General features: G+C 69.5%; 22 protein-coding genes and 1 riboswitch. Of the genes, 9 read left to right on the top strand and 13 right to left on the bottom strand.

Annotation, left to right across the window (positions count from 1 at the left end; translation table 11 throughout):
* Positions 1–65: 65 nt before the first annotated feature.
* The 6 genes from HDA45_RS16975 to HDA45_RS16950 form a co-directional block, all read right to left on the bottom strand.
* Positions 66–716, bottom strand: a complete 651-nt coding sequence (locus HDA45_RS16975) for a DUF4190 domain-containing protein (protein ID WP_184896440.1) — start codon at positions 714–716, stop codon at positions 66–68.
* Positions 717–877: 161 nt separating this feature from the next.
* The gene (locus HDA45_RS16970) at positions 878–1762 is read right to left on the bottom strand and encodes a hypothetical protein (protein WP_184896438.1); all 885 of its coding nucleotides are present in this window, start codon (positions 1760–1762) and stop codon (positions 878–880) included.
* Entirely contained in the window at positions 1759–2235 is a 477-nt protein-coding gene (locus tag HDA45_RS16965) for a DUF6932 family protein (protein WP_184896435.1), read from the bottom strand. Before HDA45_RS16965 ends, HDA45_RS16970 begins: the two co-directional genes overlap by 4 nt.
* A 91-nt stretch (positions 2236–2326) precedes the next feature.
* The gene (locus HDA45_RS16960) at positions 2327–2752 is read right to left on the bottom strand and encodes a hypothetical protein (protein WP_184896432.1); all 426 of its coding nucleotides are present in this window, start codon (positions 2750–2752) and stop codon (positions 2327–2329) included.
* A gap of 7 nt (positions 2753–2759) precedes the next feature.
* Entirely contained in the window at positions 2760–3482 is a 723-nt protein-coding gene (locus HDA45_RS16955) for an OmpA family protein (RefSeq protein ID WP_246480729.1), read from the bottom strand.
* 551 nt (positions 3483–4033) lie between these two features.
* On the bottom strand, positions 4034–4882 hold the full coding sequence (locus HDA45_RS16950) for a GDSL-type esterase/lipase family protein (protein ID WP_184896430.1): 849 nt from the start codon (positions 4880–4882) through the stop codon (positions 4034–4036).
* A gap of 273 nt (positions 4883–5155) precedes the next feature.
* Between HDA45_RS16950 and HDA45_RS16945 the strand changes: the two genes are divergently transcribed.
* Positions 5156–5839 carry a DUF3159 domain-containing protein gene (locus tag HDA45_RS16945; RefSeq protein WP_184896427.1) on the top strand — a complete coding sequence of 228 codons (684 nt, stop codon included), beginning with the start codon at positions 5156–5158 and terminating at the stop codon, positions 5837–5839.
* A gap of 107 nt (positions 5840–5946) precedes the next feature.
* On the opposite strand, the gene HDA45_RS16940 is transcribed toward HDA45_RS16945, so the two are convergent.
* A complete protein-coding gene (locus HDA45_RS16940) occupies positions 5947–6897 on the bottom strand; it encodes a BadF/BadG/BcrA/BcrD ATPase family protein (protein WP_184896425.1) in 951 nt (316 codons plus the stop codon).
* Complete coding sequence (locus tag HDA45_RS16935) at positions 6894–7937, bottom strand: SIS domain-containing protein (RefSeq protein WP_184896423.1); 1044 nt, start codon at positions 7935–7937, stop codon at positions 6894–6896. The genes HDA45_RS16940 and HDA45_RS16935 overlap by 4 nt, the downstream gene beginning before the upstream one ends.
* A gap of 140 nt (positions 7938–8077) precedes the next feature.
* On the opposite strand from HDA45_RS16935, the gene HDA45_RS16930 reads away from it, so the two are divergent.
* Positions 8078–8842, top strand: a complete 765-nt coding sequence (locus HDA45_RS16930; RefSeq protein ID WP_093936492.1) for a GntR family transcriptional regulator — start codon at positions 8078–8080, stop codon at positions 8840–8842.
* A gap of 104 nt (positions 8843–8946) precedes the next feature.
* Positions 8947–10452, top strand: coding sequence for an MFS transporter (locus HDA45_RS16925; protein WP_184896421.1), 1506 nt, complete (start codon positions 8947–8949; stop codon positions 10450–10452).
* Here HDA45_RS16925 and HDA45_RS16920 read toward each other — a convergent pair.
* Positions 10449–11387: a threonine ammonia-lyase gene (locus tag HDA45_RS16920; protein ID WP_184896419.1), complete on the bottom strand. Its 939-nt coding sequence runs from the start codon at positions 11385–11387 to the stop codon at positions 10449–10451. The two genes, HDA45_RS16925 and HDA45_RS16920, sit on opposite strands and share 4 nt — an antisense overlap.
* Positions 11388–11537: 150 nt before the next feature.
* Here HDA45_RS16920 and HDA45_RS16915 point away from each other — a divergent pair, with 150 nt between their 5' ends.
* The gene (locus HDA45_RS16915) at positions 11538–12248 is read left to right on the top strand and encodes a hypothetical protein (RefSeq protein ID WP_184896417.1); all 711 of its coding nucleotides are present in this window, start codon (positions 11538–11540) and stop codon (positions 12246–12248) included.
* Between the two features lie 211 nt (positions 12249–12459).
* Here HDA45_RS16915 and thiE read toward each other — a convergent pair whose 3' ends face one another.
* On the bottom strand, positions 12460–13125 hold the full coding sequence (gene thiE / locus HDA45_RS16910; RefSeq protein WP_184896415.1) for a thiamine phosphate synthase: 666 nt from the start codon (positions 13123–13125) through the stop codon (positions 12460–12462).
* Between the two features lie 30 nt (positions 13126–13155).
* Positions 13156–13263, top strand: a riboswitch (TPP riboswitch).
* On the opposite strand from thiE, the gene thiO reads away from it, so the two are divergent.
* The 4 genes from thiO to HDA45_RS16890 all read left to right on the top strand — a co-directional run bounded on the left by thiO (position 13257) and on the right by HDA45_RS16890 (position 15834).
* Positions 13257–14330 (top strand): glycine oxidase ThiO, encoded by a 1074-nt coding sequence (thiO, locus tag HDA45_RS16905; RefSeq protein WP_184896413.1) that lies wholly within the window; start codon positions 13257–13259, stop codon positions 14328–14330. It overlaps the preceding riboswitch by 7 nt.
* Positions 14330–14530, top strand: coding sequence for a sulfur carrier protein ThiS (gene thiS / locus HDA45_RS16900; protein WP_184896411.1), 201 nt, complete (start codon positions 14330–14332; stop codon positions 14528–14530). The genes thiO and thiS overlap by 1 nt, the downstream gene beginning before the upstream one ends.
* A gap of 1 nt (position 14531) precedes the next feature.
* Positions 14532–15290: a thiazole synthase gene (gene thiG, locus HDA45_RS16895; RefSeq protein WP_184896401.1), complete on the top strand. Its 759-nt coding sequence runs from the start codon at positions 14532–14534 to the stop codon at positions 15288–15290.
* A 109-nt stretch (positions 15291–15399) separates the two neighbouring features.
* A complete protein-coding gene (locus HDA45_RS16890) occupies positions 15400–15834 on the top strand; it encodes a MarR family transcriptional regulator (protein ID WP_184896399.1) in 435 nt (144 codons plus the stop codon).
* On the opposite strand, the gene HDA45_RS16885 is transcribed toward HDA45_RS16890, so the two are convergent.
* Entirely contained in the window at positions 15812–16618 is an 807-nt protein-coding gene (locus tag HDA45_RS16885; protein ID WP_184896397.1) for an ion transporter, read from the bottom strand. The genes HDA45_RS16890 and HDA45_RS16885 overlap by 23 nt on opposite strands.
* A 26-nt stretch (positions 16619–16644) precedes the next feature.
* Positions 16645–17475 (bottom strand): bifunctional hydroxymethylpyrimidine kinase/phosphomethylpyrimidine kinase, encoded by an 831-nt coding sequence (gene thiD, locus HDA45_RS16880; RefSeq protein WP_184896395.1) that lies wholly within the window; start codon positions 17473–17475, stop codon positions 16645–16647.
* Between the two features lie 109 nt (positions 17476–17584).
* On the opposite strand from thiD, the gene HDA45_RS16875 reads away from it, so the two are divergent.
* On the top strand, positions 17585–18604 hold the full coding sequence (locus HDA45_RS16875; protein WP_184896393.1) for a phosphatidylinositol-specific phospholipase C domain-containing protein: 1020 nt from the start codon (positions 17585–17587) through the stop codon (positions 18602–18604).
* A gap of 65 nt (positions 18605–18669) precedes the next feature.
* Here HDA45_RS16875 and HDA45_RS16870 read toward each other — a convergent pair whose 3' ends face one another.
* Positions 18670–19593 carry an NADP-dependent oxidoreductase gene (locus HDA45_RS16870; protein WP_184896391.1) on the bottom strand — a complete coding sequence of 308 codons (924 nt, stop codon included), beginning with the start codon at positions 19591–19593 and terminating at the stop codon, positions 18670–18672.
* Between the last annotated feature and the right edge of the window lie 56 nt (positions 19594–19649).

The raw sequence follows: 19649 nt of genomic DNA, 5'->3' as shown, positions 1-19649 counted from the left end.
CGTTCCGTCCTCTGGATGCGGTCGTTGCGCGTGCAAGTACCGCATCCAGAGGACGGAACGCGGGATCAGCCGGTGCTCGCGGTGCACAAGGCGATGGTCTGGCCCTTGTTTTCCGCGACCTTCTGGCCGTTGACGAGGATCGTGCAGGCGATCTGGTTGCTGACCGACGCGTTCCGGGTGTCCGCGGTGACGGTGAGCAGGTAGTCGCCCGAGTTGAACGACGCCGTACCGCGCCATTCGTCGGTGCTGGCCGGGGTCGTTTCGGTCCGCTGGTCGTTGAGCGCGCCGAACCGGACGGTCGCGCCGCCGGAGGCGCTGACGACGAACTCGACGGTGTGCTTGTCCCCGGAGACCGCCGGGATGTGCAGTCCCGACTCGCCGGTAGCAAAGAAGTTGGTGTAGACCAGTAACCCGCTCGCGGCCAGCAAACCGGCGACGGAAAGCGCGAGCCCCGCGACGCCCATTCCCTTCTTGTCCGCTTCGCCCTTCTTGATTTTGGTCAAACCAATCACGGAAAGAATCATTCCGACTACGGCGAGCGGCCAAGCGGCCAGGCCCGCGACCGGGACGAAGGCGACTCCGAGTGCCGCCAGTCCGATCAGGAAACCGGCGATGACCAGGCCGTTCTTGGGCTTCCGGTGCCTGGTCCCGTGCGTGGCGAACCCCGGGCCGTACCGGGTGGCCGGCGGGTGCGGGAGTGGTGGATCGGTCGGCATGCGTGCCCTTTCGGAGGCTTCCGTCCGAAGACGTTAACCCATCGTTCGGGGCAATGGCCGAAATTGTTACCTGCCGGAAAAAGTCATTATTGAACGATGATCATGCGGTTATCGATATTTTCTGACGAGAATTGTGGCATCGCCGAATGTCGGAAACCCGATCACTGATCGAACAGGCTGACTTCCGGGGTGATCTCCAGCAGTTCGTGCACCGGGCGGCCGCGGCGGCCGTCGATGGTCGTGGTGCGCACGACGCGCAGCCGCGCGGTGACCGGCCGGTCCAGGTTCTCCTTGATCTCGTCGAGCAGATCCGGCGCGACCGCGCCCTGGATCGTGCCGCCCGATTCGCGTTCGAGATAGAAGATCCGGCGCCGGGTGCGGACCCCGTCCAGTCTGCCGCTGACCGTCTCGTAGCCGACGGCCTCCCGCGACTCGCGCAGGCTCCCGGACAGGATCCTCGCCTGCTCGGTGGTCATGCTGCGGGTCAGTTCGTCGCCCGCGGTCGGGGTCAGCGCCATGCCGACCCCGGCGTGTTTGCTGACAGCGTTGACGATGTCGCTGACCGCGTTGCGGACGGTGTCGCGCTGCAGCAGCACCGCGTCCAGCGCGCCGTCGTCCGAGCCGTTGGCCGGCAGGAAGTCGCACAGCTCCTTGACCGCGCGCTCGGACAGCGACTCGATCCCGTCGTGGATGAGCGCGTCGTCGAGCGCCGGTTCGGGGAAGCCGAAGAAGATCGCGTTCCCCGCTTGGCCGCGCTGGATCAGCGGGGCCTTCTCCCGGTCCGCGGGCTGGACGATGGTCACCTCGCCCGACGGGTTGCGGATGATGTGCCCGATCTTCGCCGTCGCGTCCTGCAACGCGCGGCTGATGTCGGAGAAGGTGTACGCGTCGAGATGCGACTCACCGATCACGGACACGCGAAGCAGCGGCGAACGGGACGTCCGCTCGAACTTCGCGTTCGCGGCCATCGCCGACGCGCGGGCGAGGTCGTCGAGCCAGGTGCCGCCGGGGATCTCGTCGGCGATACGCCGGAATTCGTTCCTCACCAGATCACTTCCGGAATTCCCCTGCCACCCGATGCCCACACTTCTTCCCAGATCTCCTCGTCGCCGGGGCGGCAGAGGAAGCCGTCGAGCATGCCGCCGACGGGCTGGACCTGGTCGAGATACATGGCGGGCTGGCCGACGATGACCCCCCGCAGCGTCAACAGACCGTAGAGCGCGGAGCGGCCCGCGCCGTCGAGCCGTTTGAGCGCGCCCCATTCGTCCGGGATCAGCACCACGTCGAGCCCGAGCGGCGCGTGCGGGGTCCTGGCGGTCAGATCGCCGCCGATCCAGGCGCGGCCGGTCGGCATGATCCGCCGGGCGACCCCCAGATAACTGTTCAACGCGCTGAACAGGATTTCACGGTCGTTCTGGTGCGGTGCGTCGAACACCAGCCGCTCGTAGACGTCGGCCAGATCGGCGGGGTGGCGGCCCGGAGGCAGCAGGTTGTGCGGCGTCCAATAGGGGAGCGCCAATCGGAGCCTCCTTCGTGTGCCGGAGCTCCCGATCGAAGAAACGTACCCGGCTTCACGCTCACAGTGCGTAGCCGAATTTACCAGGCGAGTGTCAGCCGCCCTGCCCCGGCCGGTGTTCGGACGCGCGTCCGGCGGGCGGCCAGTCCTCGTCACTGGGCCAGACAGGCTCGGGTTCGTTGCCGCGGTCGCCGTTCCGGCCCGCCGGTTCCGGCTCCCGCGGGTGGTGGGCCCACACCGGTTCCGGGGTCAGCTGACCTTCGCGGTGGCCTTCCGCTTCCTGGTCGTACGGCTCGTCTTCGTCCTGGACCCGCGCGGGCGGGATGAACTGCGTCTGTTCGGTGGACAGCAGTTCGGGCACGGGTTCGGGTTCCGGCTCGACGGGCGCCGCGGCGACGCGTTCCGGCTCGGGTGCCGGACGCTCCTGTCGCTCGCCGCGCATCAACAGCCAGGTGACGCCGCAGCCGAGAGCGAACGAGATGAGCAGCCAGAGCCAGATCTGCCCGAAGAGCCAGAGCATTCAGCCATCACCTCTGTTCAGCCGTGATGTCGACGCGGCGGCCCTCGCCGCTCGCGCCGTCGGAGTTCCTGCGTTGGGTGGAGTACGCCTGGTCGCGTTTGACCCCGCTGCGCTCCAGCAGCCGCTCCACAGTCAGCGCCCGGCTCAGCGAGAGCTTCTTGTCCGAACCGGACGCCACCTGCCCGGTGATCCGGAACCGCAGTTCGGGAGGCGCGTCCTCGAGCAGCTTCGCGATCTCCAGCGCGCCGCGTTCGCCGTCCGCGGTCAGTTCGGTGGTGTCCGGTTCGAACGTGATCGGCGTGGCGGTCAGCAGGCGGTCGATTTCGGCCTGGAAACCGGCCTTGTCCGTCGGTTTGGCCGAAGTCGGCGTGGGACTGGGCGGCGGGCTCGGCGGCGCGGGCGGCGGGCTCGACGGCTCGCCGCTGGTCGTCACCGGTCCGGCGGGCGGGGCGGTGTCGCCGGAGATCTCGACCGTGCGGACCCCGTCGATCCGCTGGATGGCGTCCATCGCCTGCGCGGCCTTGTCCGGCGGGAAGCCGGCGAGGCTCGCGTCGCGGCCGGAGAAGCTCACCTGACCGCCGGTGACGCCGACGTCGGCGAGCGCGCTTTTCGCACGCGCCGAAAGCTCGGCCTCGATGTCGTCCGAGGCCGACCAGACGGAAATCGCCGTCAGGGCGAGCGTGACCAGCAGCGCTGTAGGCAGCAAGCGGCTCCAGCGTGTACCGGGCATGAAGGGACTGTAAGCCGCGTACGCCGCCCGTGCATTGGACGCTCAGGACATAACCCGGTCGGGTGACATGGAGGCCGGAAGGCCGCTTCGTGGCGTGGCGCTGTGGGGTCGCGGTGTCGCGAAAGCCACTTTCGGGACATCTGGCGTCGCGAAAGTGGCTTTCGCGACGTGCGGTGGTGGCGGGGAAGTGGGTCTGGGGTGTGGGCTGGTCGGGTCCGCGTTGCGAAAGCCACTTTCGCAACCTTCACCGTTGCGAAAGCCACTTTCGCAACGTTCGCGGACGTCGGGGCCGGTCGGGACGCAGGAACGCCGAAGGGGTCGCTCCACGGCGCGGCGCGGTGGGGTCGCGGTGTCGCGAAAGCCACTTTCGGGACATCTGGCGTCGCGAAAGTGGCTTTCGCGACATGCGGAGGTGCCGGGGAAGTGAGGGCTGGCCGGGAGCAACGCCCGCGAACGCAGGGTCAGGTGGGCAGGGACCACGAAGGGGCCCTTGACCGCATCACATGCGGTGAAGGGCCCCTTCGTGGCGCCAGATGAGGGGAAAGTCCCCTTCAGCTCGCGTGGTGGTGGATCTCCCGGGCCGGAAGCAGCTGCTCGGCCGGGAGGGAGACGGCCGCCGCCTCGATCTGCTCCAGCGGGAGCAACGGCGCGAGCTCGGGGCGCTTCGGGGACAGACCGTCGCCCATGGACTCCCCCTTGAGCTGACGCCGGATCCACGGCAACAGGTGCGCCTTCGTCCACTCGAGGTCGGAGCGGCGCGAAGTGATCCAAGTGCTCGGCTGCTCGGACGCCGGCCACGGCTCGCGCCAGTCGTCGGCGACCGGGACGCCGAGAACCTCGGCCGCGCGCAACGCGATCCGCCGGTGGGCCTCGGGGGTGAAGTGCAGCCTGTCGTCGCTCCACGCGCGGCGGTCGTGCAGCGGGGCCATCGCCCACATGTCGACCATCTTCGCTCCGTGGCGATCGGCGATCGCCCACAGATGTGCGTTGTAGATGCCGACCTTGCCGCGCAGGACGTGCATCACGGACAGGTACTTCGTGTCCGGCCCGTTGAAGATGAGCACCGGGATCCCGGCCTCGCGCAGCTTGGCGACCCCCGCCTCCAGCCGCGCGGCGACGGCGTCCACGTCCGCGCCGGGCACGATGATGTCGTTCCCGCCCGCGCACAGGGTGACCAGGTCGGGCTTCACCGCGAGCGCGATCGGCAGCTGCTCTTCGAGGATTTCGTCGAGCATCTTCCCCCGGAGGGCGAGGTTCGCGTACTGGAAATCGGGCCTGCCTTCGGCCAGGATCTCCGCCAACCTGTCCGCCCAGCCCCTGAAGGTGCCGTCGGGCAGATCATCGTTGAGTCCTTCGGTGAAGCTGTCACCGATCGCCACATAGCTGTCGAATCCGTACACGTTGGGTCCCCTTCCGTCCGTGTGCCCCCGGTTGGTACTTGTACACCACAACTAACAGCTGAGAGCGCCCCTGCAATCCCACCTGAGCGAAACCGGTGGTTCAGCCCGTTGACACAGTCTCTTATTTTGTCGGACGTCCATGCATCTCCATTACCGGGATGTACACCTCTGGACTGCGGAGATTCCCCTCAAGTGGGCGTGAAACGGACACGGTATGTGGCGAAAGTCTCCCCGCCCGGGTGTCGAGGGTCATGGATCCGGCAGGCTGTAAGGGTGACCTCACGACCCCCGCGCGAGTCGCTCGCCCAGATCCTCGGCGGGCGGCGTGGCGCCATCGACGCGAGCATCCCGCCCGCGGCCTTCGTCCTCGGCTGGCTGATCGCGGGCCAGTCGATCGCCTGGGGCGCCGGAGTGGCCATCGGAGTGGCGGTGGTGCTCGGCGGGTACCGCGTCGCGCGCGGCGACAAGGCGCGCGCCGTCGTGGTGAGCCTCGCCGCGGTGATCGCCGCCGCGCTGATCGCCCTGCACACCGGCCGCGCCGAAGACTTCTTCCTCATCCAGCTGCTGTCCAATGTGGCCAGCGCGCTGTTGTGGGCGGCCAGCATCGTGATCCGGTGGCCGTTGCTCGGCGTCGTCGTCGGGCTCGTCATCGGGCAGAAGACCCGGTGGCGCCGCGATCCCGAATTGCTGCGCGCGTACTCGCGGGCCAGCTGGGTGTGGGTCTTCCTGCAGTACACGCTGCGCGTCGTCGTCTACGGCTCGCTGTGGTGGAGCGGACAGGTGGTCGCTCTCGGCATCGCGCGGACGGTGCTGTCGTGGCCGCTGGTCGCGGTGACCGTCGCCGTCAGCGGCTGGGTGCTGTACCACACACTGCCGCCGGAACACCCCGGTCTGCGGGTGGTGGAGGAGAACGGGGATCCCTCGGACTCCGAGCCCGACGGGCTACCCAGGACATAAGGCGGCCCCCGGCGAGGGGGGAGGGTCCGGGGGCCGGGTCCTACGGTACCCGGAGTTCGGGCCCGGAGTCGATGGTTTGGTCTTTTACCGCTCTTTTTTGGTGTTTTTCAGGCGGGCACCGGGCGCGGCGCCCCTTCTCCGTACGCGTCGACGGCGGCGAGCCACGCGGCGCCCAGGACCCCGTCGGTGCTGGTCAGGACCTCGTGGCCGGCGAGTTCGGCGCGGACTTTCGCCCCCACCGGACCGGCGGGTGACAACACGGCGCCCACCAGGACGATCGGCGTGTTCTCGCCGGGTTCGCGCGCGGCCATGACGTTCGTCACCAGCAAGGCGGCCGCTCGGGTGGTGATCCCGTCCGCGGCCGGGTCTCCGCCGCGGTCGGCCTCGCTGACGAACGGGGCGAACCTGGCGAGCCGGATCGGCGCTTCGGAGTTGACGTTCGTGATGAGCGCGCGCCACAGCGCGGCCGGGCCGCCCGCCGGGTCCACTGCGGACGGTCCGAGTGCCTCGGCGAGAACGGCGCGCGCGAGCGGGCCGAGTTCGCCTCCCCGGCCCAGAACATCCAAAGTGGAGCGAACGGCCTCACGGCCGAGCCAGTACGCCGAGCCTTCGTCACCGAGCAACCAGCCGTAGCCGCCGGCGGTGGAAACCATGCGCCTGCCGCGGACCCGCCCGGCGATCGATCCGGTGCCCGCCACGAGTACCGAACCGTCCGGCGCGGAAGTGGCCGACGCGTAGGCGACTTCGGCGTCGGGGACCGTCCGCACAGGACTGATCCCCGCGTTCTTCCAAGCGGTTTCGAAGATCTCCGCGACCGACGGATCGCTCAGCTTGCTGACGCCCGCCATGCCGACCACGCACGCCGCCGTCGCGGCCGGGTCCAGTCCGCCCAGCGCGCCGGTGATCGCGCTCGCGATCCGCGCCGCGGCCTCGGCTGGCGGATGGGAGTTGGGGTTCGCCCCGTCCGCGCGCCCCGCGCCGAGGACGGCGCCGGAGGCGTCGACGGCGATCGCTCGCGTCGACGTGCCTCCGGCGTCCACACCTACTACGTGGGTCACCGGGTCTTGGTCACCTTGAGCAGCCCGCGGGGGCTGTCCGGGTCACCGCCGCGTGCCAGCGAAAGGCCGAGCGCGATCCGCTGGATGGGCAGGATCTCCAGGATCGGCGCGACCTCTTCGGCGGACGGGGCGACCCCGATCCGCAGCGCCGCGGGGACGTCGGCCGAAGCGGAACCGACCGCGAGCACGTCCGCGCCGCGTTTGCCGACGGCCTCGAGGACCTCCTGCATCGCGCCGACGCCGTGTCCCTGACTCGTCACGGCGAGCACCGCGGTCTCGCCGTCGACAGCGGCGACCGGACCGTGCAACAGGTCCGCGCCGCTGTACGCGCGGGCCGCGAGGTAACTGGTTTCCGCCAGTTTCAAGGAACCTTCCAGCGCCGAGGCGTAGGAGTAGCCGCGGCCGGTGGTGAGCACCCGGTCGACGAAGCGGTACCGGTCCACCGCGCGCTGCACGCCTTCGTCCGCGCTGTCGAGGGTCTGCTGCGCGAGCTCGCCCAGCTTCGCCGCGTCTTCGCCCTTGCCGCCGCGGACCGCGTCGATCAGCAGGTAAAGGGAGAGCAAGGTGGCCGAGTACGTCTTCGTGGCGGCCACCGCCTTTTCCAGCCCCGCGCCGATGTCGACGCCGAGCTCGGCGGCCGCGCGCAGCGGGGACTCCGGGGTGTTGGTGACCGAGACGGTCAGCGCCCCCTGGCGACGCGCGGTTTCGGTGACCTCGATGAGATCCGGCGAACCACCGCTTTGGCTTACTGTGATGAAGAGAACGTCCCGCAGATCGGGACGGGCGCCGTACAAAGTCGCGGTCGAGGGAGAGACGAGACCGCAGGGGAGACCGAGGAGTACTTCGATCAGGTACTTCGCATACAAGGCGGCGTGGTCACTGGAGCCGCGGGCGGCGAGCAGTGCGAACCTGGGCGGGCGCTGGGAGATGGCTTCGGCCACCTCGGCGATTTCGGCCTGTCGCTCCACGATTCCTGCCAGAATGGCGGGTTGCTGGGAGATCTCCGCGGCCATGTGCTCGCCGGGGCGCTGTTCGGTCATCTCGTTCCCTTCCACCGGGACGTACTTCGTCCCCCGAGTAGGTCTAGACCAATGCTAGCCCGAATGGACGTTTGTGGTGAAGGGTACGTTTCCTAGCGGGGCAGGTGCGCGTTTGAGTGGGAAGGCTTAGGGAGTCGGTCATGTTGGAGACAACCACCGCGAGTGAGGCGGGCGCTACGGCAGGGATGCGCGGACAGCGCGAACCCAAGTACTGGGCGCTGAAACAGCATCTGCTCGATCTGCTCGACGCGTTGCCGCCGGGCTCGCCGATTCCGACGGAACGGGCGCTGGCGGGGGAATTCACCGTTTCGCGCACCACGGTCCGGCAGGCGCTCGCCGACCTGACCGCCGAGGGCAGGCTCCACCGCGTCCAGGGCAAGGGCACCTTCGCCGCCGAGCCGAAACTCGCGCAGCGCCTGCAGTTGTCGTCCTACACCGAGGACATGCGCAAGCAGGGCCTCAAGCCGTCGTCGAAACTGCTGGAGATCGACGAACTGCCGGTGGAGGCCGATCTGGCGAAACTGCTCGGAATCCGGGTGGGCGCGAAAATCCTTCGCCTCCGCCGTCTCCGGCTGGCCGATTCGCAGCCGATGGCGCTGGAGACCACGCATCTCCCGCTCGGCCGGTTCCGCGGTTTGCGCAAACACGTTTCCGCAGGTGGTTCGCTGTACGCCGTACTGAGGGAGCACTACGGCGTGGAGCTGGAAAGGGCCGAGGAAACGATCGAGACAGCGCTTGCCGGCCCGCACGAAGCGGAGATGCTGGGCGCCGACGTCGGAATGCCGATGTTGCTCCTTTCGAGGCATTCTTTCGCCACCGACGGAAAACCGGTCGAGTTCGCGAGGGCGATCTACCGCGGTGATCGTTACAAGTTCGTCACGACGCTCTTGCCTGAGGCGCGCTGACGCTGGTTCGGTCCTTAATTATCTGACGTGTCAGATATCGCTTTGCCGGGAAATGTGTCGATTTCGCGGTGGCCCGGCCTCGTCCGTCGTGATTCAGTCGTCCCATGACTGACACGGCGGCGGGTATCCGCTGGGGGACGCCGGTGGCGCGCGGCGTGCTCGCGACCACCATCGTGGGCTCGGGCATGGCGATGCTCGACGGGACGATCATCAACGTCGCGTTGCCGAGGATCGGCGAAGAACTCGAAGCGTCCGTCGCGGGCCTGCAATGGATCCTCGACGGCTACCTGCTCGCGCTCGCCGCGCTGATCCTCGTCGCCGGTTCGCTCGGCGACCGCTACGGCCGCCGCCGGATGTTCCTCGTCGGCGTCGTGTGGTTCGGGATCGCGTCCGGGCTGTGCGCCGCCGCGACGACCACCGAGATGCTCGTCGCGACGCGGATCCTCCAAGGGATCGGGGGAGCTTTGCTCACGCCCGGCTCGCTCGCGATCCTCCAAGCCTCCTTCGCCCACGAAGACCGGGCTCGCGCGATCGGCGCGTGGTCCGGGCTCGGCGGGATCGCGGCGGCGATCGGCCCGCTGCTCGGCGGCGTGCTGGTGCAGGTGTGGTCGTGGCGGCTGGCGTTCCTGATCAACCTGCCGCTGGCCGCCGTCTGCGTCCTGCTCGCCCGGCGCTACGTGCCCGAGTCCCGTGACGAGGAGGCGACAGGGCATCCGGACTTCACCGCGGCCGCCGTCGGCGCGATCGGCCTCGCCGGCCTGACCGGCGCGCTGGTCGAGGCGCCCGGACGCGGTATCGGGGACGCCGTCGTCCTGGTGGCCATCGTGCTCGGCGTCGCGGGGCTGGGGGCGTTCCTGGTGATCCAGCACCGCTCGGCCGATCCGCTGGTGCCGCCGAAACTGTTCCGCGACCGGACGTTCACCCTCGCCAACGCGCTGACCTTCGTCGTCTACGCGGCACTCGGCGGTGTGATGATGCTGATGGTCATGCAGTTGCAGGTTTCGCTGGGCTATTCGCCGACCGCCGCCGGACTCGCCGGACTGCCGATCACCGTCATCATGCTGCTGTTCTCCGGCCGGTCCGGCGCGCTCGCGCAGCGGATCGGGCCGCGCGCGCAACTCGTCATCGGCCCGATCCTGGTCGGCGTGGGCATGCTCCTGCTGATGCGCGTCGGGCCGGGGTCGTCGTATCTCGGGTCGGTGCTGCCCGCCGTCGTGGTGTTCGGCGCCGGGCTGGCGACGGTCGTCGCGCCGGTGACCGCGACGGTGCTGGCCGCCGCGCCGGACCGCTACGCGGGCGTGGCCTCCGGCGTCAACAACGCCATCGCCCGCTCCGGCGGCCTGCTCGCGATCGCGGTGCTGCCCGCCGTCGCCGGACTGTCCGGCGCCGCCTACACCGATCCGGTGGCGCTGACCTCGGGCTGGCGCACGGCGCTGCTGGTGTGCGCGGCGCTGGCGATCGGCGGTGGGCTGATCGCGCTCGGTATCCACAACGGTGTCCTCGACACGCCTGCCGAGGACACCGCCGGGTCACCGCATCCGGGTGAATGTCTCCACTGCGGGGTCGACTCGCCGCCGACGCACGTCCGCCCCGCCGGTCACCCGGGCTAAGCCAGAAGCTCGGTCAGCGTCGCCGGGTCCAGGTTGCCGCCCGAAACGACCGAAACGACCTTGCCCTCGGGCAGTTCGTCGCGGTGGAACAGGTACGCGGCGGTCGCGGTGGCGCCGCTCGGCTCGGCGATCAGGCGGGCGCGGTGCGCCAGCGTCCGGACGGCGTCCCCGATCTCCTCTTCGGAAACGGTGATGACGTCGTCCAGCACCGACTGGAGGTGGGCGAAGGTCAGGTCCGACGGCTGGGCCCTCAGGCCGTCGGCGCTGGTCCGCGCCCGCAGATCCATCGGCCATTCGATCCGCTTGCCCGCGCGCAGGCTCTCGGCGGTGTCGGCCGCGAGCTCGGGCTCGACGCCGATGACCTTCGTGCCGGGGAGGAGCGCCTTGATCGCCGTGCCGACACCCGAAGCCAGCCCGCCGCCGCTGAGCGGGACGAGGACGGCGGCGGCGTCCGGCAGGTCTTCGGCGATCTCCAGCCCGACGGTGCCCTGCCCCGCGATGACGTCGCGGTGGTCGTACGGCGGGATGAAGGAGAGACCTCGTTCCTCGGCGACGGCGAGCGCGGAGGACTGCTGACGGTCGATCGGGACTTCGATGACTTCGGCGCCCAGCGCCTTGGTGGCTTCGACCTTCGCACGCGGGGCGACGTCCGGGACGATGATCACCGCGGGGATTCCGAACCGTTTCGCCGAGTAAGCGACCGCTTGCGCGTGGTTGCCGCTGGAGAACGCGACGACTCCGCGAGCGCGCTGATCTTCGTCCAGCGAGGCGATCGCGTTGTAGGCGCCGCGCACCTTGAACGCACCGATCCGCTGCAGGCTTTCCGGTTTGAGCCACAACGGCGCCCACGACTGTTCCAGCAACGGCGTGCGCACCGCGGCGCCTTTGATGCGGCTCGCCGCGTCGCGGATTTCCTCGATCGAGACCAATTCCATACGGCCGATTATGTCAAGGGATTGTGAACTCTGGACAGTCCTTTTTGGACGGACGGGGTGGCGCTCCTCACGTGCGGACAACGAAGGGAGCATCCCATGCGCCTTATTCGTTAGGACCGGGTGAGGACCGACTAGCTGCAGAACGGGATCATGACCAAGGAGACCTCCGAAAAGGACACCGAAAAGACGGAAAAGCAGGGGCGGATCGTCCAGGTGCTGGCGGCCGCGATGGCCGCGATCACCGCGGCCTTGCTGGGTTCCACGCTCGGCGTGGCGGGCACGGTGGCCGGCGCCGGGCTGGCGAGTGTGATCACCACACTCGGTGGCGAGTTGTACCTGCGCTCGCTGCAACGGACGAAGGACGCGGCGCTGAAGGCGCGAGTGGTGCTGACCGTTCCCGGCAGGCGCAAGGTGCTCGACCCGTCGGAACAGGAGACCGTCCGGCTCACCCCGGCGGAGGATGACGAGCCCTCCGAGCGGAAGTTCAAACCGCGCTGGGCGGTGATCGCCGGTGTCAGCGTGGTGGCGTTCGTGGTGGCGCTCGTCGCGATCACCGGTTTCGAGGGCGCGACCGGGAAGAGCTTCGGCGGCGGGACCGGGACGACCATAGGGAAGATCATCGGCGGCGGCCAGGCCCAGGAGCGGCAGGACAAGCACGACACCCCGCCCGCGACGTCCCCTTCGGAGAGCCAGGACGAGGGGCCCGAGACGAAGCCGTCGACCACGCCGACCCCGTCGACGACCCCGACGGCACCCACGACCACTCAGGCGCCTCCGACGACGCCCTCCACGACGCCGTCGACCTCGCAGGCGCCCCCGACCACCCCGTCGGCTCCCGCCTCCGGAACCCCGGCCCCCTGACACTCCCGCATCCAGAGGACTTATCGCGGGGTAAGGCGCGTTGCGAACGCCACTTTCGCAACGGTGAAGGTTGCGAAAGCGACTTTCACAACGCCTGCCCACGCCCCACCCCGGCCCTCACCTCACCCTGGTGTCGCGAAAGCCACTTTCGGGACACCAGACGTCCCGAAAGTGGCTTTCGCGACACCCGAAGCCCACGCGCAAGCAGGCGTCAGGCGAGGGCGGAGCGCAGCGTGCGAGCGGCCGCCTCGGGGTCTTCGGCGCCGGTGATCGCCCGGACGACGACGATCCGCGACGCGCCCGCGTCCAGCACCTCGGGCAGCCGCTCGGCGTCGATCCCGCCGATCGCGAACCACGGCCGCGACGTCCCGAAAGCGGCCGTAGCGCGCACCAGGTCGAGCCCCGGAGCCGAGCGGCCGGGCTTGGTCGGCGTCGGCCAGCACGGGCCGGTGCAGAAGTAGTCGACGCCGGGCTCTTCGGCGGCCGCCTTGGCCTGTTCGGCCGAATGGGTGGAGCGGCCGATCACCACGTCGTCGCCGACGATCTCGCGGGCCAGCGCCACCGGGATGTCGTCCTGGCCCAGGTGCAGCACGTGCGCGCCGACGGCGAGCGCGACGTCCGCGCGGTCGTTCACCGCCAGCAGCTTCCCGTGCCTCTCGCACGCCTCCGCGAGCACTTCCAGCGCCGCGATCTCGTGTTTCGCCTCGATCGGGGCGCCGCCGGTCTTGTCCCTCAGCTGGATGATGTCGACTCCGCCGGCCAGTGCCGCGTCGGCGAATTCGGCGAGATCGCCGCGGCCGGACCGGGCGTCGGTGCAGAGGTACAGGCGGGCGTTCGCGAGCCGTGCGCGGATCCGCGGATCAGACAGGGTGGGCATGGCGGCGACGGTACCCGCGCGCTACGGTGGGGTGGTCCGCACGGGAGCCCGAGGACGGGCTGAGAGGGAGCCGAAACCGCTCCGACCGTGGAACCTGATCCGGGTCATGCCGGCGCAGGGAGCGTGCGTCCATGAAGGAACTTTCGGTTGTCGGCGGCGGGGTCATCGGCCTCGCGGTCGCTTGGCGCGCGTCCGCGCGCGGCCATCGCGTCACCGTGTACGACCCTGATCCCGGCCGCGGCGCGTCTTGGCTCGCGGGCGGCATGCTCGCGCCGGTCACCGAGGCCTGGCCCGGCGAGGAGGACGTCCTCACCCTCGGCGAGGCATCGCTGCGGCGCTGGCCGGATTTCGCCCGTGACCTGGCGAAAGAAGGTGTCGACCCGGGGCTTTCGCCGCACGGCACGCTCGTCGTCGCGCTGGACGGCGCCGACGCGGGGAACCTCGAAATGCTCGCCGCGTACCTCACCGAACTCGGCCGCGAGGTCGAACGGCTGACCGGCCGCGAGGCCCGCCGCACCGAACCGGGTCTCGCCTCCACTGTCCGAAGTGGACTGCTGGTCCCCGGTGATCTGGCCGTGGACAACAGAAGGCTGCTGCGCGCACTCAAACACGCCTGCGACGAGCGCGGGGTCGCGTTCCGCCACGAAACCGTCACCGAGCTCGAACACCTCGACGGCGACGTCGTCCTCGCCGCCGGAGCCTGGACCGGACGTCTGCACCCCGCGCTCGCCGACGCTGTCCGCCCGCTGAAGGGCGAGATCCTCCGCCTGCGGCCGCGCCGGGGCTGCCTGCCGCCACCGGTGAGGACCGTCCGCGCGATGGTCGAGGGCCGCCCGATCTACCTCGTCCCGCGGGAAGACGGCCAACTCGTGCTCGGCGCGACCCAGTACGAGGCCGGTTTCGACGAGACCGTCACCGTCCGGGGCGTTCGTGAGCTGCTCGAAGGCGCGGAGCGCGTCTTCCCGGGCATCACCGAATACGAACTCGTCGAGACCGCCGCCGGATTGCGCGCGGCCAGCGTCGACACCATGCCTTTCATCGGTGAGCTGGGCGAAGGTGTCTTCGCCGCGACGGGTCACCATCGCAACGGTCTCCTGATGGCCCCGCTCACCGCGGACGCCGCGGTCGCCTGGCTGGACGGCGGGCCGTTGCCGGACGAGGTCGCGGCGGCGACGCCGGCGCGGCGAAGCGAGGAGCGAGTGTGATGGAGATCCAGGTCAACGGCCAGTGGCGCGAGTTCCCCGACGGGACCACCGTCGAGGGCGTGCTCGAGGCACTCGGCACGGCGGTGCGAGGCGTCGCGGTCGCGGTGGACGGCGTGGTCGTCCGGCGCGGCGAATGGCCGGAAGCCGTGGTGCGCAAGGGCGCCAGCGTCGACATCCTCACCGCGGTCCAAGGAGGCTGAAATGGACGGTGACCACCTCGTCATCGGCGAGTACAAGCTTTCGTCACGGCTGATCATCGGCACCGGCGGCGCCGCGAACCTCGCCGTGGTGGAACGCGCGCTCGTGGCGTCCGGCACGGAACTCACCACGGTCGCGATGCGCAAGGCCGACGCCGAAGGCGGCTCCGGCGTGCTCGAACTGCTCCGGCGGCTCGGCATCCGTCTGCTACCCAACACCGCCGGGTGCCGGACGGCGGCCGAAGCGATCCTCACCGCCCAGCTGGCGCGCGAAGCGCTCGAAACCGACCTCGTCAAGCTGGAGGTCCACGCCGACGACCGCACGCTGCTGCCGGATCCGTTCGAGACCCTCGAAGCGGCCGAGCGGCTCACCGCGGACGGCTTCACCGTGCTCGCGTACACCAACGACGATCCGGTGCTGGCGCTGCGGCTGGAGGAGGCGGGCTGCGCGGCGGTGATGCCGCTCGGCGCGCCGATCGGCACCGGTCTCGGTATCCGGAATCCGCACAACATCGAGTTGATCGTGTCGCGCGCGGGTGTCCCGGTGATCCTCGACGCCGGTATCGGCACGGCTTCCGACGCGACGCTGGCGATGGAGCTCGGCTGCGACGCCGTACTGCTCTCCACCGCCGTGACCAGGGCCGCGGATCCGGAACGGATGGCGTCGGCGATGCGCGCCGCCGTCACCGCGGGACGGCTGGCCGCGGGCGCGGGACGGATTCCCCAGCGGTTCTGGGCACACGCTTCGAGTCCGCCTCGATAACCCTTTTGTACGGTTCACGGCCTTCACGGCGAGTACGCACCGAGAGCCCGTATGGTTGACGGCACTCTCCGGCGGCGCACCCGCCACCGTGTACCCAGAGGAGCCAGTGGTGACCACGTCAGCGGTCCAGGATGTTTCGGGCAGATTGTTCCTGGCGGTGGGACGGTTGTCCCGGTCACTCCGTCAAGCGGGCGTGCCCGGACCCGGCCACGGCGCGATCTCGGCGCTCGCCACGCTCGTGCACTACGGCCAGCTCCGTCTGGGTGATCTCGCGGCGAAGGAAGGCGTCGCCGCGGCCACCATGTCGAGGATCGTCGCTTCGCTCGTCGAAGCGGGCTACGTCAGCCGTGAGTCGGACCCGATCGACAGGAGGGCCTGGCTCGCGGAGGCCACCGAAGAGGGCGAGAGGCTGGTTTCCGGCGTCCGGTCGACGCGGGTGCACGAACTGGGCAAGCGCCTCGAACGGCTGACTCCGGAGCACCAGGCGGCGCTCGCGGCGGCTCTGCCCGCTCTCGAAGCGCTCATCGCTGACGAAGAGCGCTGAGCTCCGCGACTTCGGCGCGAAGAGCCCGAAGCTCGTCGAGGATCTCCTTGTTCGCCATGGCCTGGGTTTCGGCCTGCTTCGCCTCTTCCTCGCGGATGTCCTGGCGAAGCTCGTCCTCCATCCCGCTGACCACAACGGCGATGAAGAGGTTCAGCACCGCGAAGCTGGACACGAGGATGTAGACCACGAAGAACACCCAGGCCATGGGTGCTTCCTTCATGATCTCTTTGGCGATGTCCGGCCACGCCTCGCCGGTCATCACCTGGAACAGGGTGAACAGCGAAGTGCCGAGGTCGCCGAAGTTCTCCGGTGAGATGGCCCCGAAGAGCTTCGTCGCCATCACGCCCGCGACGAAGATGATCAGCGCGAGCAGCGCGGCGATCGAGGCCATCCCGGGGATCGCCGCGAGCAGTCCGGTGACGACCTTCCGCATCGACGGCACGACCGAGATCAGCCGCAGCACCCGCAGGACCCGCAACGCCCGCAGCACCGCGAACGGGCCGGTCGTGGGGATCACCGCGATGCCGACGACGAGCAGGTCGAAGATGTTCCACGGGTCACGGAAGAACTTCGCGCGGTAGGCGTAGAACTTCGCGCAGAGCTCGAGCACGAAGATCGTGAGCGCGATGTAGTCGACAGCGTGCAGCAGCGGCCCGTACTCGGCGAGCATCCGCGTCGAAGTCTCCAAGCCGAGTGTGACGGCGTTGAAGACGATCACGGCGATGATGAAGTTCTGAAAGCCCCGGGCCTCGACGACCTTGGCCACCGTTTCGCGTCCGGTCACGGCGCAGATCGTAACCGGCCGTGTGCTCAGTGCTCCGGCGCAAGCCGCCAAAACGCCGAAACCGGACCGACCTTCGCGCCCATGGGGTAGGCGTTTTCGACCGCGTGTGAGACGAACCACTTGCCGTAGCGGGCGGCCTCCACGACGGACATCCCCTTCGCGAGACCGGCCGTCAGCGCCGACGCCATGGTGTCCCCGGCGCCGTGCGTGTGCTGCGTCGCGAACCGCTCGCCGGGCAGTTCGACGAACGTGGAGCCGTCGAAGAGCACGTCGACGCACTCGGGGTCGGAGACGAGGTGACCGCTCTTCACGAGCACGTATTTCGGGCCGAGCCGGTGCAGGACGACGGCCGCCTGGTGCATCTGTTCGCGGGTGGTCACGGTCATCCCGGTCAGCAGCCGGACCTCGTCGAGGTTCGGCGTGAGGACGGTCGCGCGCGGCAGGAGTTCGTCGCGCAGCGCCACCAGGCCGTCCTCGTCGAACAGCGGATGCCCGTGCATCGACGCCGCGACCGGGTCGACCACGAACGGCACTTTGGCGTCGCGGCCGATCTCGGCCTTGTCGCAGGCTGCGGCGACGGCGTGGATGATCTCGGCCGAGGCGAGCATGCCGGTCTTGGCCGCGTTGACGCCCATGTCGGCCGCGACGGCCTCGATCTGCCCCGCGACGATCCGCGCCGGGATGTCGGTGCGGTCGTGCACGCCGAGGGTGTTCTGGACGGTCACGGCGGTGACCGCGACCAGACCGTGCACCCCGCAGGTGAGGAACGTACGGAGGTCGGCCTGGAGTCCGGCGGCGCCGCCGGAGTCGGAGCCCGCGATGGTCAGCGCGGACGGCGGGCTCGGGTTCTCGCTCATGGGTTCATTTTCCCGACTGGTCCTTTTGGTTCAACACGGGTTCGGCCACCGTCCACCACGGTGGCACAGTGTGTGATCCAGTGCACTTCCCGCGTGCGAAAGGGCTCGGATGAAACTCCTCCCCGCGGTATCCCTGGCAGGCGTGATCGTGGCGGCTTCGCTGTCCGGAGCGGTCGCGAACGCGGACCCGGCGAAGGTCTCCCACGTGACCACTGTCGGCGTCCACAACACCTATGAAACCGGCGCTTACGACTACCTCGCGCGGTCGCTGGACGCCGGTACCTCGCTGATCGAACTCGACGTCTGGCCCAACATCATCACCCGCGAGTGGAAGGTCAGTCACTCGAACCCGTTGGGGAACAACAACAACTGCGTCGCGGCGAGTTCGCCGTCGCAGCTGTACTCCGGTGGGCGGAACAAGAACCTCGAACACTGCCTCGACGACATCCGCGTCTGGCTGGGCGCGCATCCGGACAGCAAACCGCTCACGCTCAAACTGGAGATGAAGACCGGGTTCGCGGACAACCGCGGCCTGGGCCCGGACGAACTCGACGCCTCCATCAGGGCGCATCTCGGCAGCGCGGTCTTCCGCCCGGCGGATCTGCTCGGCGGGTACGCGACGCTCGACGACGCGGCCGAAGCGGACAACTGGCCGTCCCTGGACGCGTTGCGGGGCAAGGTGATCATCGAGGTCATCCCCGGCACGGTCGAGGAGGGCAATCCGACGGACACGCTCAAGACCGATGTGGAGTACGCGCGGTATCTGCGGTCGCTCAAGGACGCGGGACGCGTCGGCGAGGCGCAGATCTTCCCGACGGTGCACGGCGCGGCACCCGGCGACCCGCGGACGAAGTACGCCGACGCCGGGCTGCGGCCGTGGTTCGTGGTCTTCGACGGCGACGCGAACGCGTTCCTGACGCGGACCGGTCCCGGCTGGTACGACGACAACCACTACTACGTGGTGATGACCGACGCGCACAACGTCGCGCCGGCCATCGACTCCCGCACGCCCACCGTGGAGCAGGCGAACGCACGGGCGGCTCTGCTGGCGAAGAACCACGCGTCGGTGCTCACTTCGGACTGGACGGGCCTGACCACCGTCCTGCCCCAGGTGCTGCCGCGCGGTTGACCACAACCCCGCGTGAAGGCCCCCTTCCCTCGGCTGAGCCGAGGGAAGGGGGCCTTCACGCGCGATCAGACCGTCAAGACGAGCTTCCCGGTGACGCGGCCGCCTTCGCCGACTTCGTGGGCCTTGGCGACGTCCTCCAGCGGGAACGTCTGCTCGACGTGGACGCGCAGTTCGCCCTTCTCGATCAGTTCGGTCAGCGCCAGCAGGCCGAGCTGATCGGGTTCGGCGAGCATCCCCGACGTCCGCACGCCGAGCTTCCCGGCCTTCGCCGCGACAGCCTCGCTCACGCCGCCCGGAACCGCGATGAGCAGGCCGCCCGGCTTCACCGCGTCCAGCCAGCGCAGGTCGCTCTGCTCGCCGACCAGGCCGAACACGACATCCACCTCGGACGCCGTCGCGGTCTCGTCGCGGTAGTCGATCGGCTCGTCGACGCCGAGTTCGCGGAGGAAGCCGTGCTTCCCGGCGCTCGCCGTGCCCAGGACGTACGCGCCGCGAGCCTTCGCCACCTGGACGGCGAGGTGCCCGACACCGCCCGCCGCGGCGTCGATCAGCACGCGCTGTCCCGGCTGCACGTCGGCGATGTCCACGAGGCCCTGCCACGCGGTCAGTCCGGCGAGCGGCAGCCCGGCGGCTTCCTCGTGGGTGAGGTTCGCGGGTTTGCGGACGAACTGGCGGGCGGGTGCTGTCACGTATTCGCCGTAGCCACCGGCCTGACGGGGGAACCACGGGAAGCCGAGGACCTCGTCGCCGACGGAGAAGAGTGTCGTCCCGACGCCGAGTTCCTCCACCACACCGGAGACGTCCCAGCCGAGGGTGAACGGCGGCTCGCCCATGAAGACGCCGTAGGCCCGGGTCTTCCAGTCGACCGGGTTGATGCCCGCGGCGCGCACCCGCACGAGCACCTCGGTCGGGCCGGGGGCCGGACGGTCGGTCTCGGTCACCTCCAGCACTTCCGGGCCACCAAGCCGCTGCTGGGTCACGCTACGCATCGAAAGCTCCTCTGTCGTCGTTGATCTCCATCTTCGGCCGCTTGGTCACTTCTCGC

The sequence above is a fragment of the Amycolatopsis umgeniensis genome, assembly GCF_014205155.1.
GTDB classification, from domain to species: Bacteria; Actinomycetota; Actinomycetes; order Mycobacteriales; family Pseudonocardiaceae; genus Amycolatopsis; species Amycolatopsis umgeniensis.
Note: the sequence above shows the minus strand (reverse complement) of the source record. Positions and strands in the feature narration are given on the sequence as shown.